This is a genomic window from Corynebacterium sp. LK26, assembly GCF_014335085.1.
In the GTDB taxonomy this organism is placed as follows: domain Bacteria; phylum Actinomycetota; class Actinomycetes; order Mycobacteriales; family Mycobacteriaceae; genus Corynebacterium; species Corynebacterium jeikeium_D.
In genome coordinates, this window is sequence record NZ_PDHB01000001.1 from 755,292 (window position 1) to 769,571 (window position 14,280).

Annotated in this window: 14 protein-coding genes; all 14 read right to left on the reverse strand. The window is 59.2% G+C overall.

Annotated elements, in window-relative coordinates; genetic code table 11:
* Positions 1 to 18: 18 nt before the first annotated feature.
* The 14 genes from CRD13_RS03350 to CRD13_RS03415 all read right to left on the reverse strand — a co-directional run bounded on the left by CRD13_RS03350 (position 19) and on the right by CRD13_RS03415 (position 14,276).
* Positions 19 to 309 carry a hypothetical protein gene (locus CRD13_RS03350; protein ID WP_070545900.1) on the reverse strand — a complete coding sequence of 97 codons (291 nt, stop codon included), beginning with the start codon at positions 307 to 309 and terminating at the stop codon, positions 19 to 21.
* A gap of 1,195 nt (positions 310 to 1,504) precedes the next feature.
* Positions 1,505 to 1,765, reverse strand: a complete 261-nt coding sequence (locus tag CRD13_RS03355; protein ID WP_187401268.1) for a hypothetical protein — start codon at positions 1,763 to 1,765, stop codon at positions 1,505 to 1,507.
* A gap of 111 nt (positions 1,766 to 1,876) precedes the next feature.
* Complete coding sequence (locus tag CRD13_RS03360; RefSeq protein ID WP_187401269.1) at positions 1,877 to 2,128, reverse strand: helix-turn-helix domain-containing protein; 252 nt, start codon at positions 2,126 to 2,128, stop codon at positions 1,877 to 1,879.
* Positions 2,129 to 2,568: 440 nt separating this feature from the next.
* Positions 2,569 to 3,039, reverse strand: a complete 471-nt coding sequence (locus tag CRD13_RS03365; protein ID WP_187401270.1) for a hypothetical protein — start codon at positions 3,037 to 3,039, stop codon at positions 2,569 to 2,571.
* 658 nt (positions 3,040 to 3,697) lie between these two features.
* Entirely contained in the window at positions 3,698 to 3,928 is a 231-nt protein-coding gene (locus CRD13_RS03370; protein ID WP_187401271.1) for a hypothetical protein, read from the reverse strand.
* Positions 3,929 to 4,091: 163 nt separating this feature from the next.
* On the reverse strand, positions 4,092 to 4,373 hold the full coding sequence (locus CRD13_RS03375) for a hypothetical protein (protein WP_187401272.1): 282 nt from the start codon (positions 4,371 to 4,373) through the stop codon (positions 4,092 to 4,094).
* A gap of 276 nt (positions 4,374 to 4,649) precedes the next feature.
* Positions 4,650 to 4,925 carry a hypothetical protein gene (locus CRD13_RS03380; RefSeq protein WP_187401273.1) on the reverse strand — a complete coding sequence of 92 codons (276 nt, stop codon included), beginning with the start codon at positions 4,923 to 4,925 and terminating at the stop codon, positions 4,650 to 4,652.
* Positions 4,922 to 5,332 carry a hypothetical protein gene (locus CRD13_RS03385; RefSeq protein ID WP_187401274.1) on the reverse strand — a complete coding sequence of 137 codons (411 nt, stop codon included), beginning with the start codon at positions 5,330 to 5,332 and terminating at the stop codon, positions 4,922 to 4,924. The genes CRD13_RS03380 and CRD13_RS03385 overlap by 4 nt, the downstream gene beginning before the upstream one ends.
* A gap of 40 nt (positions 5,333 to 5,372) precedes the next feature.
* Complete coding sequence (locus CRD13_RS03390; protein ID WP_187401275.1) at positions 5,373 to 6,728, reverse strand: DEAD/DEAH box helicase; 1,356 nt, start codon at positions 6,726 to 6,728, stop codon at positions 5,373 to 5,375.
* Positions 6,729 to 7,319: 591 nt separating this feature from the next.
* Positions 7,320 to 9,746 carry a virulence-associated E family protein gene (locus tag CRD13_RS03395; protein ID WP_187401276.1) on the reverse strand — a complete coding sequence of 809 codons (2,427 nt, stop codon included), beginning with the start codon at positions 9,744 to 9,746 and terminating at the stop codon, positions 7,320 to 7,322.
* Between the two features lie 13 nt (positions 9,747 to 9,759).
* Positions 9,760 to 11,727, reverse strand: coding sequence for a DNA polymerase (locus CRD13_RS03400; protein WP_187401277.1), 1,968 nt, complete (start codon positions 11,725 to 11,727; stop codon positions 9,760 to 9,762).
* A gap of 80 nt (positions 11,728 to 11,807) precedes the next feature.
* On the reverse strand, positions 11,808 to 12,350 hold the full coding sequence (locus CRD13_RS03405; RefSeq protein WP_187401278.1) for a DUF2815 family protein: 543 nt from the start codon (positions 12,348 to 12,350) through the stop codon (positions 11,808 to 11,810).
* Between the two features lie 100 nt (positions 12,351 to 12,450).
* Complete coding sequence (locus tag CRD13_RS03410) at positions 12,451 to 13,878, reverse strand: DUF2800 domain-containing protein (RefSeq protein ID WP_255467763.1); 1,428 nt, start codon at positions 13,876 to 13,878, stop codon at positions 12,451 to 12,453.
* The gene (locus tag CRD13_RS03415) at positions 13,875 to 14,276 is read right to left on the reverse strand and encodes an rRNA biogenesis protein rrp5 (protein ID WP_187401279.1); all 402 of its coding nucleotides are present in this window, start codon (positions 14,274 to 14,276) and stop codon (positions 13,875 to 13,877) included. The genes CRD13_RS03410 and CRD13_RS03415 overlap by 4 nt, the downstream gene beginning before the upstream one ends.
* Positions 14,277 to 14,280: the final 4 nt, after the last annotated feature.

The following is a 14,280-nucleotide window of genomic DNA, read 5'->3' on the forward strand; positions in this document are numbered from 1 at the left end:
CCTCACCGCCTTTTAAACTCACACAATCTTCGGCTCAAACTTCCTCAACCCAGACGGGCCACTGTTCTTCCGCTCACCAAACAAATCAGGACGCGACCGAACCCACCCACGCAACTCCGCAGAACACCGCGCCTCAACCTCCGTCGCCGGATGCGGACGCCCATCAACCACACAGCCCTCTTCCTCAAGGACAAGACGAGCTTCCTTCAGCCGATACGACAGTGCTGCCACCGTCTCCACAGCCACACGATCGAACGCCGACACCGGTCTACCACCAGTCAGTTCCTTAACCTCATCAGCAAGCGACATATTCAACCCCTTGAACATTAAAAATCGATGAAAACAACACGAGAGAGAGACAAGCGAGAAGGCGGGATGCGAGAGGTCGCGGAAACCCCACGTCCTTAAGATTTTGTGGGGGTTTACTGTGTAGTTGTCACTACTGTCTAATAAGTGGGTGGGGTTACCAGGTGAAGGGGGGCGGGGTGGGTTTGTTGGTGGGGCGTTGGTTGTCTCTGGTGCCGTCGCCTCTTTGTTGGTTGCAGGTTGCGTGTAAGAGTCTGTCTGCGAGGTTGTTGTGTGCGCCGTATTGGCCGAGTGCTCGCGAATGGTCTGCATGCAAAGGCCGCTGATCCCAATTGAGTTTCGCGTCTCGATACATCGGCTTGCCACACCACCAGCAGGGTGCGCCGTCGGTGTGGTTGTGGATGAGTCGGGCGCGGGTTTTGTCGTGTGCCCAGCCGCGGCCTTGTTGGGCTTTGGTGAGTTTGCGGTATTGCATGGGCTGGGCTCCCTTGGAGTTTGTTGGTGGATGTGTGAGGGCTCGAACCTCATGGATCAGCGTGTGCTCGCCTTTGTGAAGGTTGGTTTATGGCTTGCTGATTGCTCACCTGTTGAGTCACATCCTTGTTGCATCGTGTTGTTGATGCTGAATGTTCTTCGCGTTGCGTTGTCGTGTTGCTTCGCTGTTGTGCTTGCGTCGCCTTGTCGTGTTGGCTGTCGCTTGCAGCGTTGAATGTTCTTCGCGTCGCTTCGTCGTTGCTGCGCTCAGCGTGCCAGCGTCACAGTGTGTGCGTGCCGTGCTTGACGTTGTTGTTCGCCCGCTCCACAGCAGCTGCTCCGCTGCTCGTACACCGTTACACTCATGCTGCTGTGCTGTGTTCACTGTCGCTTGCAGCGTTGAATGTTCTTCGCGTCGCTTCGTCAGCAGTGACAGTCACTTCACCCCATGCTGTGCCCGTGCGCGCCGGTGGTGCCCTGCCCTGTCCCTCGGCCGGTGGTGGCTGGGGTGCGGGTGGGAGCACCATGGTCACGCAGGGGCTGGGGCTTGGCGACCCCTGGGGTGCCCCCCCGTGGGCTGCTTAGGCATCGAGGGGGGGGTGGGGGGTGTTTTTTGGTGGGCATAAAAATAACCCCCGGGCCCTCATCCTAGAAGGTGGATGGGGTGGGGGTTCATTTCATGCTTACGAACAGTATACACCCTGTAGATGGTAAGCGTCTACACTCACTGCCAGTTTAGGTGCAGCGCCATTCTGCCGTTTTCTTTATTGAGCGTGGCGACGCCTAGCGGGGTGATGTCCTGGTCATCTTCGATGAAGATTCCCATGTCTCCGTGTGAGTCTTTGATTCGGGTGAGTAGGTCTATCAGTTCGCTGATGAACATGGGGCGGGGGCTGTTTATGGTCTCGTCTACTGCGGCTTGGGCTAGGTCATTTAGGTAGTCGGTGATTTCTTTGTCTGTTGGTCTTGTGCTGTCGCTGCGCATCGCTTTGATTCTTTTCATCACATTCGCGGGGTCGTGCGTCTTGCCTGGTTTCCTCTTTGGTGTATCCGCACCAGTCGATGACTGGCAGCCATGGCATGGGTGTGGGGTGGGTCATGGCTTCGATGCTACCTGTTGGATGTCGGTGGCTTTGTAGATGCGGCGGTTGCCGATCTTGATGGAGGGGAGTTTGCCTGCGCGCCACCAGTTGCGGATGGTGTCTGCGGGTACGCCGGTGGCGAGGCACATTTGTTGTGCGGTTCCTGCGGGTGGGTGCTTCACCGCGGGGTCGAGTGTTTCTTCGAGGAGGCGTGCGTGGTTGATGGTTTCGGCTGCAGCGCTGGTGCCCTCTACTCCTTTCTGCATGTGCCACCACACCTCACTGTCTGCCCACATGCACCCTGCCAGGTGGTCGGCGCGCTCTGTCAGCCATGCGCACATCGGGGCTAGCTGTGAAGGCGGGGGGACTCGTTTTCCTGGGAGGTCTGCCCACACTTGTCTGCATGTGGTGCGCAGAACCTCCTCGATGGTGAGTTTGAGGTCTAGCCATGTCATCGACAGCGGGGGTTTGGATCGCGGCAGTGACGGGGCTTTGTACGCGTCGGTGTGGTTCCCGCGTGCTGGTTCCAGCTGTTGGTCGAGCAGCGGGGCGAGTCGCTGGATTGTTGAGAGTGCTTGCAGGTATTTATCGGCGAGCATTTGTTCCAATGTTGCTTGTATCTTCCCTGCTAGACGGTGGTTTATCCCCTCTATTTTAGCACGGGGTTTCTACTCTACTGGTCTCCATTGTGTGCGTAGCCACGCGTTCACTGCCCGTTGCCCCATCGGATAACGCGGCAGGCGGGCATTCCTTCGGAGAGGGTTCCGAGGGTGTCGCCGGTGATGTACCAGACAGCTCCGCTTTTCACGTAAACGTCCTGCGGGGTTTTGATGTTCTCGACAATGGTTCCTACCGGCGCTTTGCCGAATCCCTGTTCGCCGTTGAGGGTCACCGGGTCAAGGTCGATTTCATCAAGGGTGACTTGAATCGAGCTTGTCCGTGTTTCGCAGTCTCCGGCATCGGGGAATGCGAATTCCACGTCTCCGTCTGCGCTTGGTTCGACGTCGGTGATGATGCCGCGCCCGTATGTCGGGTGCGTTGCCCACCTGCCGAGCAGCGACTCTTGTTCCGGCTCCTGCTGCTCTTGCTGTCTGAGTTCTTCCAGTTCACCCCTCAACATTTCGAGGGTGGATTCGGCGCTTTTAATGCGAAGCTCAAGATCTTTGATGTCGGTCATAGTTGTTTCCAGTCCTTTCTGTGGCTGCGTTTTCCTATCCAGGCTCGGATGTTGGCGAGGACAGGGATTCGGTAGAGGGCTGGGGTGTCGTGTCGCCCTTTTGGTTTGGTGGCCCAGTAGGTGCCGAACCTGAAGTCTCCGGAGTAGCCACGGTCAACCCAGAGTCTTTTTCCGTTGGGGAGTTGTGGTTGCCAGCGGATTTCTCCGCCTGGCTCTCCCCACATGACTGCGGTCATGCTGCGCGGCTCCTATCGATTTCCCGCCAAATCTTCTTCCGTTTATCCTCAACCGCCCGATACGTCCTCTTGAGGAAAATGGCTTGCTCAAGTGGGCTATATCCTTCGTCGTAGGCGTTGATGAGGAAGTCAATCTCCCACTGCTCCCACGGCTGCTTATGGCGGTCGGCAGTGGCTAGGGACGCTTCTTGGTCGAGGTATTTTCGGCTTCCATCACGTTCGTGTTCACCATTCGATAACCCCTTGGCTAGTCTGTTTGCTTTTGTTTGGATTGCTTCAGCGCTTCGCCCTGTGACTGATTCCGCGACGATGCGGTCAGCGTTTTGGACTACTTGAACTTCTCCTTGTGAATAGTGCCTTCTTGCTAGTCTGGGGCTTCGTTTGAGTGCTCTAGGGATGTTGAATGTTGACATTTTGCGGTGTCATTCTTTCGTGTTGTGTTCCTTGATGTGGTCTTTTACCCAGTCGGGTACGGGTATGCCGTTGTAGGTGGGTTGGTGGGTGAGGACTGCGTTGACGATGCCGATGAACTCGGCTTGGCAGTTGGGTGGGAGTTGATTCCACGCGCGCCGGTTGAACGGCCAGTTACGGCGTACTTGAATGTCCTCGTAGTGTTGGTGTAGTGATTTGGCTAGCGCGAGTACATCGGCCATAGCGACTCTCTTACGTATTGCATGGCTTCATGCCAGGTGCGGAACACTGCGATCGAGTACATCAGCTGGTCGAGTTCTTGGCAGTAGTAGGGGTGTGAGACTGCCCAGTTCCATTTCCCTGGTTTCCATATGCGGGGTTTATTCAGGTCGCGGGGTTTAGGCGTCATCGCGGCTCCTCCTCGCGCCCCCACGTGCGGGGCAGTTCCCCACACGGGATGATTTTGACCTTTGAGTAGAGGTTGAGTAGCGCTGTGGTCAGCACTTCATCGGCCGAAATGGTGGTGTGGGCGCCTTGCGGCATTGTCGCGGCGTGTTGGATGAGGGCTACGGCGAGGGCTTCGAGGTCTTGTGCGCGTGGCTCCGAATATGGGAGCCAGGCGGTGCCGAGGTCGCCCGCATCGAATGCGGTGCCGTCATCGTCCGGGAGCTCAATCACGTGGTTCATCGCCACCGCTCCCATACGGGGGCTACGGGGCTGAGATAGCGAGAGACTCCCCGCCCAGACTCGCGGGCTACGCGCTCCGCGAGGTGGTCTGTCCCCAGCCAAGTGATGTGGCCATCTTCTTCCTGCCCCCAGAAGACCGTGGACCCATCGGGCAGTTCGTCTGGGTTGAAACAGGTGCTCATAGCGGTGCTCCGTTCACGATGTGGTTTGCGGCTTCGCCCAGGTAGCCGATAGCGAAACCAGGGTCAGTCAAAATCAGAATGATGATGTCGGGGGTCACTGTTCGTCTCCTAGTGGCTGTCGGTAGGTGGCGTAGCGCTTCACGATGCGCTCACGGGGGTTGAGTTCTTCGCCGTCGATAAGTGGGTATTCTTCCGACCAGTCCGAAACGCGATACCACTCGGGACCTGTGGTGGGCTGGTATTCGATGGCGTATTCGGTGCGCATTTCAAGGATGGTGGTTACCGCGTCGACGACTTCAGAAATCCAGGTAGTGGGTTGGCCTTCATTGGCCCAGCGGTCGACGATGACCGCAGCTTCTTCTGGTGTCACTGTTCTTCTCCTTCTAGTGGTTGTGGTGTGGTGGCGTAGCGGCAGACGATACGGGTTTCTTCGCGGGGGTGGTCTCGGTCTGCGCGAACTATCTGGACGGTGAGGGGCTGCCATCGGAAGTCATCTTCGTCACGGCTCCACTGCCACCCGTCTGAACGTCGTACTTGCACTGCATATTCGGCGGTCATGTTGGCAATCATTGCGGCCATGTCCGGCGCGGCTGCCATGAGTCGCCTGTCCTCTGGTTCTCCTTGCTCCCACTGCGGCATGTCCTCCCAGTCAAAGTAAGAGCCAAAGATGATGCGGTCCGGCGACCAAATGCCGCCTACTAGGGGGCCTTCGTCGTCCGCGTTCCACGGGCCGGGTGTGGTGCCTTCGAGTAGTTTTCGTGCTTGTTCTGGGGTCATTTGGTGCTCCTAGTCGTCGTGTTCTTGGGGGGGGCTGATATCAGCACTGCTTAAGCTCCGCGCGGACAGCGTCGACGAGGGCATCCTGCGTCACCGATTTCCCACTCAGCGCGGCGCCTACCCGTGTGTCGATGGTGTCCGTGGCCACAAGGTGGATGATGCTGACCGGCTCGGTTTGCCCTTGCCGGTGCAGGCGGGCGTTGGTCTGCTCGTACAGCTCAAGTGACCATGGCGTAGTCATCCATACGAGGATGTGGCCGCCGGTTTGGAGGTTCAGGCCATGGCCGGCGCTAGCCGGGTGGATCAGCCCGACGGGTATCTTGCCTTTGTTCCAGTCGGCGAAGTCCTGGCTTGTGGCCAGAGCGCGGGCTTGTGGGAACCGGTCGAGGATGCGGCTGGCTTCATGCTTGAACCAGTAAGCGACAAGGACGGTGGCACCGTTGGCTTGCTCGATGAGGTCTTCGAGTGCGTCGAGCTTGCGGGCGTGCACTGTCGCGGTGTTGTGCTCATCGTCGATGTAGATGGCGCCGGATGCGAGTTGTTGAAGCTTTCCGGATAGCGCGGCTGCGTTCGCGGCGTCGATTGTGTCGTCGCCTAGTTGAATAACCATGTCTTTTTTAAGCCGGTCGTATGCTGCCCGCTCCGGGGAGCTGAGGGTTACTGGGTGGTTGGTGTAGGTGACTGCGGGCAGGTCGAGATAGTCGGTGGTGCGCATGGACACGGTGATGTCGCTGATGGCGTCGTAGATTTCTTGTTCGGCTCCTGGTCTGGGTTTGTAGGTGTAGATTTGTGCGCCGTTGCGTTTGTCCGGCAGGAAGTACCGGTTGCGGTATCGGGTGATGAATTTTCCGAGCCGGTCACCGCCGTCAATGAGGGCGAACTGTGCCCATAGATCCATCAGGCTGTTGGGTGCTGGGGTGCCGGTCAGGCCGATGAGGCGGTTGATGTGGGGGCGCATTTTCCGCAGGGCTTTGAACCTCTTGGCCTGGTGGGACTTGAAGGAGCTCAGTTCGTCGATGACGACCATGTCGAATGGCCAGTCGTGGCCAACGTGGTCGACGAGCCAGGGGATGTTCTCTCGGTTGGTGATGTAGATGTCGGCGTCGGTGTTGAGGGCTTGTTCTCTGGCGTGTTTGTCGCCGACCATGACTGCGGTGCGGAGGTTGGTGAGGTGGTCCCATTTGTTTATTTCTTGGGGCCAGGTGTCGCGGGCTACTCGCAAGGGGGCGACGATGAGGGCCTTGTGGACGGTGAAGTGGTCATAGATCAGGTTGTTGATGGCGGTCAGGGTGATGATGGTTTTGCCCATGCCCATTCCGAGAATGATGGCTGCTTGTGGGTGGGTTTCGATGTAGTTGGTGGTGAATGCTTGGTATGGGTGCGGTGTGTAGTGCATTGATTACGTCGGGGATTTGGTTGGGGTTGTCGATGATGTAGGTGGTGAATCCGAGCTCGGTGAGTTGGTTGATGCGGTGGGTTTGGAGGGGTCGGGGTTTTTTGCCGGGGGCTTTGATTTCGGCGAATGCGGCTCGTCCTCCTGGCATGAGGATGAGCCTGTCGGGCACTCCGGCGAGGTTGGGGCTGGTGAGTTTTAGTGCTTTGCCTCCCGCTTGTTTTATGGCGTGTGTGAACTTTTGTTCGACTTCTTTTTCTCGCATTGGTTGCGGCCTCGGTTCGGATGTTGTGGGGTGCTGTTTTGGGTTGGGTGGAACAAGGAACAGCGAACTTTAGATAGCTCGGCTGTTTTAAGGGGTTTAAGGGCTATATAGGGCGTATACCCCTTTATTCCTATGTTTTTCTTTTCTTCTATATTTCTTGTTCCAGTTGTTCCAGTAGAGGTAAAGATAGAGGTAGTGAGGTATTTTTGGGGTGGAACAACTTTTGGAACAACTGGAACAAGCGGAACAACTGATTTTGTGAGTCAGTTCACTACCGTGCGCCCCGCGCTGGGGTGGAACAAGTTGTTCCCCGAGGTTGTTCCACCTTTTTAGAACGGCGGTTTCTCGACTTTCCTGCGGTAAATTCGCTGCTTTCCGTATGGGAACACACGTTTGGAGCCTCCTCTGTTTCCCGGCTTCTCCCACCCGTCGAGCTTCTTCATAATCGCGCTAATCGCATACGAGTCCTTCGGCTGCATATCCCCCGGCTCGTTGCCGAAGCACTCCGACCAGATCTCGGCGTTCGACACTTCCATCCGAGGAAACAGCGCCCCTTGGTCGCCGCCAAACTCCGCTGACGGGGCGTGGCCTGCAAGGTAGGCGCGGCGCTGCGGCACTGTCATTTCTCGCCACCCCGCCGGCAGGTCGGTGTCCAGGTATTCCTGCACAACCCCGACGCGCTCGTCGGTTTCGATGGCCGCGTCCTGCGCCCGAGTCGCGTCTTCCGCCAGCGCACCGGTCAGGTGCAGTGGCTCCCCCGCCCGGTGCGCGGCTAACGCCTCCGCCCAGATCTGACCTACGGTCTCCGCGTCCAGCCCCCAGGTTTTGTGTTCCGACTCGCCGGTGATGGCCACAGGCCAGAACCGCCGGTTTCCGGTGACATCTCGCAGGAACCCATTTTCGGCGTTGGTGGAGCCCACAATGATGCACTGGCGCGGGTGCGACTCAACCACCCGGGCGTATGATGCACGGTACTTATCGTCCGTGCGGGAGATGAAGCCCTTGACGACTTCGACTTCCATCTTGCGCATGCCGGCCAGCTCCCCGAGCTCATGGATCCAGTAGCCCTGCAGCTTCTCCGAGCCGGTCTTGTCCTTCATGTCGGTCAGTGACAGTGCGTCGGAGAACCAGTCGCCTGCGAGTTTTGCGAACAGGGTGGATTTGCCGGTGCCCTGGGGGCCGGAGAGAATCAGCACGGTATCGAACTTGGTGCCTGGCCGGTAGATGCGCCGCACCGCGGCGATGAGGGTTTTACGGGTGACCGCTCGCACGTAGTCGGTGTTGTCGGCTCCGAGGTAGTCGACCAGGAGCGTGTCGATGCGCTGTACCCCGTCCCAGGCGGGCAGGTTGTCGAGGTAGTCGCGGATTGGGTGGTAGGCGCGGGTGCCTGCCGCGATGTCGAGGGCTTCCATGGTTTTTGTGGAGCTGTAGAGCTGGTACCTGTCCTCTAGGTACAGTTTGAGCTGGGCGATGTCGGTGTCTGACCAGCCTGGTTTGACCTGCTGCCAGGGCAGTTTTTGGGGGTCGCGGACGTCGATGGTTTCGGATAGCTGGTTGTATCTGATTTCTTGTAGTCCTGGGTCGTTGGTGATGATCAGGGCGATGTTGCCGAGGGATTCTTCGATGGCTCCGTTGTTTTTGCGGGCGATTTTTTCCAGCCAGCTGGTGTCTGGTGTCTGCCCGTTGTCGGTGAAGTCTGCGGTGACTTGTTCGCGGAGTTCGTCGGCGTATTGGCGGTTGGTGGCTTCGTCGTTTTTCGCCATGTCGAGCATGCGCTTGTACGACGGGAGCCTGTGGGTTGGGGTGCCAGGTTTAGCGTCTGTGTCGTCGGTGCCGAAGCGGTGGATGCGGACGAGGTCGAAGGCGTTGCAGAGCTGCCCGCCGGCCGGGTCGGTGCCGTGGTGAGAATAAGCAAAGGTGTCGTTGTAGGTGACGACACCGTTGGTGGATTCGCCCGCGATGTAGGTGTAGCGCCCGCCGGTGGTTGACCTGTATACGTCAGCAAGGAAGGTGCTGATGGCGTCGTGGATGGTGTGGGCTCGGCAGAATGCACCAACCATGCCGGGCTTAGTCAGCGGGTCGGCTTGCTGCCCTACGGTGCGGTTGAGCCGGTCTTTTTGGCGGCTGGATACTGGCCAGGTGGTGACGTCACGCCAGTTGTCGTATTCGGCGAGTATGTCGTCAGGGTTAACCCAGTCGGCGGTGTCGAGAGGCCGGTAGATGAAGTCAGCGTCGAGAGGGCGCGATGGCCAGTACATGAGCCGGTGGGGCTCGTAGGTGGTGTCGTCGAAGATATCAATGTCGATATGTTCGGCGATTTTTCGTGCGGTGGCTTCGTATTCTTCGGCGGTGACATCTCGGGACAGTGGGATGACAAGCCGGTAGCGTTCATGCTCCGGTGCGTGAGAGTGGGTGGAGTATAGGCACCCTGCGATGCCGTCCGTGTAGGTGTCGAGATCGTCGAGGAAGTCCTCTGGTGGGTAGTCGATGTCGAGGGTGATGATTGAGCGGGCGAGGACGTGGCCGTTTTTGCGTCGCCCTTCTGCGAGGTGCCCTCCGACGAATCCTCCGACGTCCTTTGCGTCGGCTTGCTTGTCTTTTGGTAGCGCCTGGTATTGGGCGATGGTGTTGGGGCTGATGGTGGCGTCTTGGAGGCGTGCGGTGAGTGCTTGCCAGGTGATTTTGTGGTTTGTCCAGTGGGTGGCGAGCCGAGTTGGTGCCTCGGCTATTTTCAGCTCTCGGCTCGTGGTGGTCATGGCGGTTGGTCTCCTAGTCTTTTCGGTAGCTTGTGCACTCGTAGCCGTCGACTGTGAGTGGGATGTCTGGTGCCCACGTGGGGTTGCGGGCCATGAGGTCGCAGATCTCGGTGATGGTGGTGGCCGGTGGGGCTTCGATGACGACTTCGTCGTGGATGTGCATGACGATGTGGTGGCCGGCGTTTTCGATGAGCCCGATGGCGTGGGCTAGTAGGTCGCGGGCGACTGCTTGGGTGATGTTTTCGACGAGTTTGCCGCCGTAGGTTTCTTGTTGGGCGAATTTTCCGCCGAGCCCTGGGCCGTAGAAGATGATTGATTCTCCGCCGAAGCGGTTGGTTCCGATTCCTGCTCCGGGGTATGCGAGTTTGCGTCCGGAGGGCAGGGTGATGAAGAGGATGCCTGCGTCCATGCGCAGTGTGATGTTTCGTACCTGCTGGGGTTGGCCGGTTTTGATGGTGTTTTTCGCGGCGGTGTCGATGTCCCACCAGTAGGTGACGATGTTGGTGTTTGCGTTGCGCCACGCGTCGACGGTGTTTTTCATTTCCGTGTCGGTCATGCCCATGCGCTCTCCGCCCATGGTGCGGATGGCCCCTACCCCGCCTTGGTAGCCGCAGGCCAGCACTGCGATTTTTCCTTTTTGTCGGAGCTCTGCGTTGGGGCCGTGTTTGTCGACGGGTACGCCGAACATGGCTGTGGCGGTGGCGCAGTAGAGGTCTTTTCCGTCTCGGAAGGCTTGGAGTGTGTCGTCTTGGCCTGCGAGCCATGCCAGTACGCGGGCTTCGATGGCGGAGTAGTCGGCGACGATGAAGCGCGTCCCGGGTGTGGGTATGAACGCGGTACGGATTAGTTGTGAGAGTGTGTCGGGCAGGCTGTCGTAGAGCATTTCGGCGATGTCGGCGTTTCCGTCGTGGATGAGTGCTCTGGCGGTGTCCAGATCTGGCAGGTAGTTGCGGGGAAGGTTTTGGACTTGGATGAGTCGGCCGGCCCAGCGTCCTGTGCGCCCTGCCCCGTAGAACTGGATGAGCCCGTGTGCGCGTCCGTCTGTGCAGGTGGCGTCTAGCATTGCTTGGTATTTTTTGACGCTGGAGCGGGATAGTTCTTGGCGGAGTTCGAGGACTGTTTTCACTTGCCCGGTGGCGGTGGTCAGTGCGTCGGTGACGTGTGCTTTGGCTAGTGAGTCGATGGTGCAGCCGTGGTTGTTGAGCCAGCCGAGGAGTTGGGTTGGGCTGTTGGGGTTGTCGAGCTCGGTGATTCGGCGGGCGCGTTCCATGCAGGTGTCGCGGTGGTTGGTGTCGGCGTCGATGGCTGCCTTGGCGAGGGTCAGGTCGACGGTGATGCCGCGGTCGTTGATGCGCTGGTCGTCCCAGTATTGGCCCCATACCCAGTCTGGTAGTGGGAATTGGTCGAGTTTGTGGCGGATGCGGGTTTCGACTTCGACGTCTCGGCGGCAGTATTCGATGAAGGTGGCCCATTTGTCGGGTTGGTCGCGTGGGCTGGTGCGGGTGGTGTCGAATAGTTCTGCTTGTTTGCCGCGGGGTTTTTGTGGGGTGCAGAACAGGCGGATGAGGGCTTGGCCTTCTCGCATTTTTTGTTGCTCAAGGCCGAGTGCTGTGCCGACGTCTTTGAGGCTTCGTGGTAGTCCGAGTGCGGATGCCCACACCATGGTGCAGTGCCAGCCGTGGGGGTCGAGGTACGCGTCGGGGTGTAGGTGGTTTCTTTTGCGTAGGTAGTGGGTGAGGCAGACGCGTTCGAAGTTGGCGTTGTAGGCGTATTTGGTGATGGTGTGGTCGGTGAGCGCTGTGAGGATGTGGGTGGGGATTGTGTCGCCTTGGGCGAGGTCGATGACTTGGACGGGTTGGTCGTCGATGCTGTAGGCGAGCAGGAGGATGTCGAAGTCTGGGTGTTCGGCGTATTTGTAGACGCCTGCGGAGGCTAGGGGTTCTGGGGAGTAGGTTTCGATGTCGATGGAGATGGTGCGCATTTTTCGTGTGTGTTGTTGTGGTGGTGTGCCCCGGCAGTTGTAGCCGCCGGGGCGCTGGTGTGGCTAACTAACAGGTGGGGTTATGCGAGGAAATCCTCTGCGGCACCTCCGGTGGGTGCGCCGAAGTCGGCTACTGCGGAGACTCCCCCGCCGAGGGCTTCGCCGTCGCGGAGCTTCTGGATGTTGCCGAGCCCTGCTGCAACACCTCGGTTGCCGTTGGTGTTGAAGGCGTAGAAGTTGACGCTGACGCGCCCGTAGCAGCCGGAGTACACCTGCGACTCATCGGTGATGGGCTGGACGTTCTGGTCAACGATCTGCGGCTGCATCTTGCTGTTGGCGTTGATGAAGTAGTGCCCTGCGTATTCCTCGCTGTCGCGTTCGAGGTCGCCGTCTCGCAGTGGGAGCTTCAGGCTGCCGCGTGGCGGGATTTTTCCGCCGAACTTTCCGACACCGTCCTGGATGGCGTGCTCGATGGCATCCTCGACCTGCCTGATGGTGGCGGTGTCGGTCTTCGGGATGAGGATGGAAACGGAGTATTTGGGGTCGCTGCCGTTAATGGAGCGTGGCTCCCAGACGTTGGCGTAGGACAGGCGGACTTCTCCGGTGACAATGCGGGTGGTCATGGTGGGTAGCCTCCTTGGGGCTGATGGGAAAATGGTGAGAATTGATGCTTTGTTGCGGTGGTGGTTGCCGGCGGGTCTCTGGTCGCCGCTGGTGGCGGGATCATGCCGCGGTTCCTCCAAAGTCATCCTGGGCACTGTTGCCCCGAATCTCTGGGCGCCTGTCAGAGACCGGCACCAGTGTTGGCTTGCCGGCCGGTTTGATGACCAGCCCGCCGAGGACATCGGCGAACACTGGCTTAGTCAGGTACTTCTCCATTGCTGTGATGCCGAGCAGTTTCTTTTCGTACACGTCGGGGTACCCCGCGTCGATGGCTGCTGCCGCCACAGCCTGGGGGTCGGCGAACTTACGGACGCTCCGGCCTTCAACGAGCTTGAAGCCCGGGAACTTTTTGCCGTGGTCGATAGCCGCAGTGTTCGCGTACTTCTCAACGTCGGTCGCCCACTTCTTCACCTCTGGGAGCCGGGTGAGTACGTCGGCGATTTCAGCATCGGTGAGCTCCGCGGGTCGGCGGAACTCATGCTGCGCGATTTCCAGGTTCTTGTCGGCTCGGGCTCGGCAGGTGGCCTTGATGGGGCAGAATCCGCACCAGTCTCCTGCGGTGAAGTCGCCCTCCCCTGCTGCGGCGAGTTTCGCCACGGGGGCAACAGTGTCTGCCGCCCAGGTGTGCAGGTCTTCGACGCTGCACCGCCAGGTGCTGATGTTGTCCCGGCGGGGCTGGTAGATCGTCATGGCGACCTCGTCTACGTCGTAGAGGTAGCCGAGGAGGTTCAGCGCCCCTAGTGCGTAGAGCTTCATCTGCGGGTTATTCTCCGCGTCGACGAGGACACCCTGGCCGTATTTCAGGTCGATGATGTGCAGGGTGGTGTCGTCGATGATGAGCGCGTCGCCGGTGCCGAAGCCGTCAGGGACGATGTCGGAGAAGTCCAGGCGCTGCTCGATGAGGATCTGTGCGTCTGGAGTGCGGTCGCGTGCGGCCTTGTACTGGTCGAGGACGAAGGTGACGTAGGTGTCGGTGTGCTCCTGAATGTCTTCGTCGATGAAGTCACTTGCCGGGTAGTCGGATCGGAGCTTGAGGGCCTTGCGGAGTTTGTGCTCAGCCAGTTCGTGGGCTGCGGTACCTTCGGCGGCTGCAGGGCTGTCCGCAGGCTGCGGTTGTTTGTCGGCGATGACTGCGGAGGGTGGGCAGTTCAGCCAGCGGTGTGAGGATGATGCGGATAGGAGGGCGTGGGCGCGTTCGGTGTGGTGCGGTCGCTGCCCGTCAGGCTCTCCGGCCGGTGGTGGTGTGGGTGCGGGTTCGACGATGCCTAGCGACTCGATTTGCTTGAAAGGCAGTCGCGTTGGGGCGTTTGTCGAGTGGTCAAGTGGTATGGATTTTTTGTTCATCCATGCCCGCATTTTCCACACGTTGTTCTTGGTGTCTCGGACGTGGGTGGCGCCGAGTTCGGCGATGCGTAGTGAGATTTGGTTGAAGGCATCGTCTGCGGTCAGGTCGATGTCGTCGACGGTGGCTAGGGGTGTGTAGGTCATTGGATTGCCTTTGCTTCGGTGATGAGGGCGGCGCGGTGCTGTGGTTCGACGTCGGAGAGTTTGTCGGCGCCGTGGGTGCGGAGTAGTTCACGGACTTGGTCGGCCTTGCCTGCTTGTGCGAGGGCTGCGAGTACGCCGCGGACTTCCTCGAGGGTCGGATGTTCCGGCTCTGGCGCTGGCTCCGGGACCGGTTCGGGCGCTGGTGTAGCGTTTTCGGACTGGTCGGTCGGTTCTTCCGCGCGGATAACCTGGGGCTCGTCCAGCGCGCCGGCTTCGTCTACCCAGTCGAGACAAAACCCCTCAATTTCTTGGAACACCTGCCGCATTTCGTGCAGGCCGGTAATGACCTTCGTGGAGGCGGCACGAAGCTTTTCGATGTGGTCAACAGGGACAGTCATGGTG

What these genes read in the sequence shown, in the direction of transcription:
- CRD13_RS03370 (WP_187401271.1), bottom strand. Translation starts at nt 3,928, where the DNA reads ATGGCCGATGTACTCGCGCTAGCCAAATCACTACACCAACACTACGAG.
- CRD13_RS03415 (WP_187401279.1), bottom strand. Translation starts at nt 14,276, where the DNA reads ATGACTGTCCCTGTTGACCACATCGAAAAGCTTCGTGCCGCCTCCACG.
- CRD13_RS03365 (WP_187401270.1), bottom strand. Translation starts at nt 3,039, where the DNA reads ATGACCGACATCAAAGATCTTGAGCTTCGCATTAAAAGCGCCGAATCC.
- CRD13_RS03375 (WP_187401272.1), bottom strand. Translation starts at nt 4,373, where the DNA reads ATGAACCACGTGATTGAGCTCCCGGACGATGACGGCACCGCATTCGAT.
- CRD13_RS03385 (WP_187401274.1), bottom strand. Translation starts at nt 5,332, where the DNA reads ATGACCCCAGAACAAGCACGAAAACTACTCGAAGGCACCACACCCGGC.
- CRD13_RS03410 (WP_255467763.1), bottom strand. Translation starts at nt 13,878, where the DNA reads ATGACCTACACACCCCTAGCCACCGTCGACGACATCGACCTGACCGCA.
- CRD13_RS03395 (WP_187401276.1), bottom strand. Translation starts at nt 9,746, where the DNA reads ATGACCACCACGAGCCGAGAGCTGAAAATAGCCGAGGCACCAACTCGG.
- CRD13_RS03355 (WP_187401268.1), bottom strand. Translation starts at nt 1,765, where the DNA reads ATGCGCAGCGACAGCACAAGACCAACAGACAAAGAAATCACCGACTAC.
- CRD13_RS03400 (WP_187401277.1), bottom strand. Translation starts at nt 11,727, where the DNA reads ATGCGCACCATCTCCATCGACATCGAAACCTACTCCCCAGAACCCCTA.
- CRD13_RS03360 (WP_187401269.1), bottom strand. Translation starts at nt 2,128, where the DNA reads ATGCAGAAAGGAGTAGAGGGCACCAGCGCTGCAGCCGAAACCATCAAC.
- CRD13_RS03390 (WP_187401275.1), bottom strand. Translation starts at nt 6,728, where the DNA reads ATGCACTACACACCGCACCCATACCAAGCATTCACCACCAACTACATC.
- CRD13_RS03405 (WP_187401278.1), bottom strand. Translation starts at nt 12,350, where the DNA reads ATGACCACCCGCATTGTCACCGGAGAAGTCCGCCTGTCCTACGCCAAC.
- CRD13_RS03350 (WP_070545900.1), bottom strand. Translation starts at nt 309, where the DNA reads ATGTCGCTTGCTGATGAGGTTAAGGAACTGACTGGTGGTAGACCGGTG.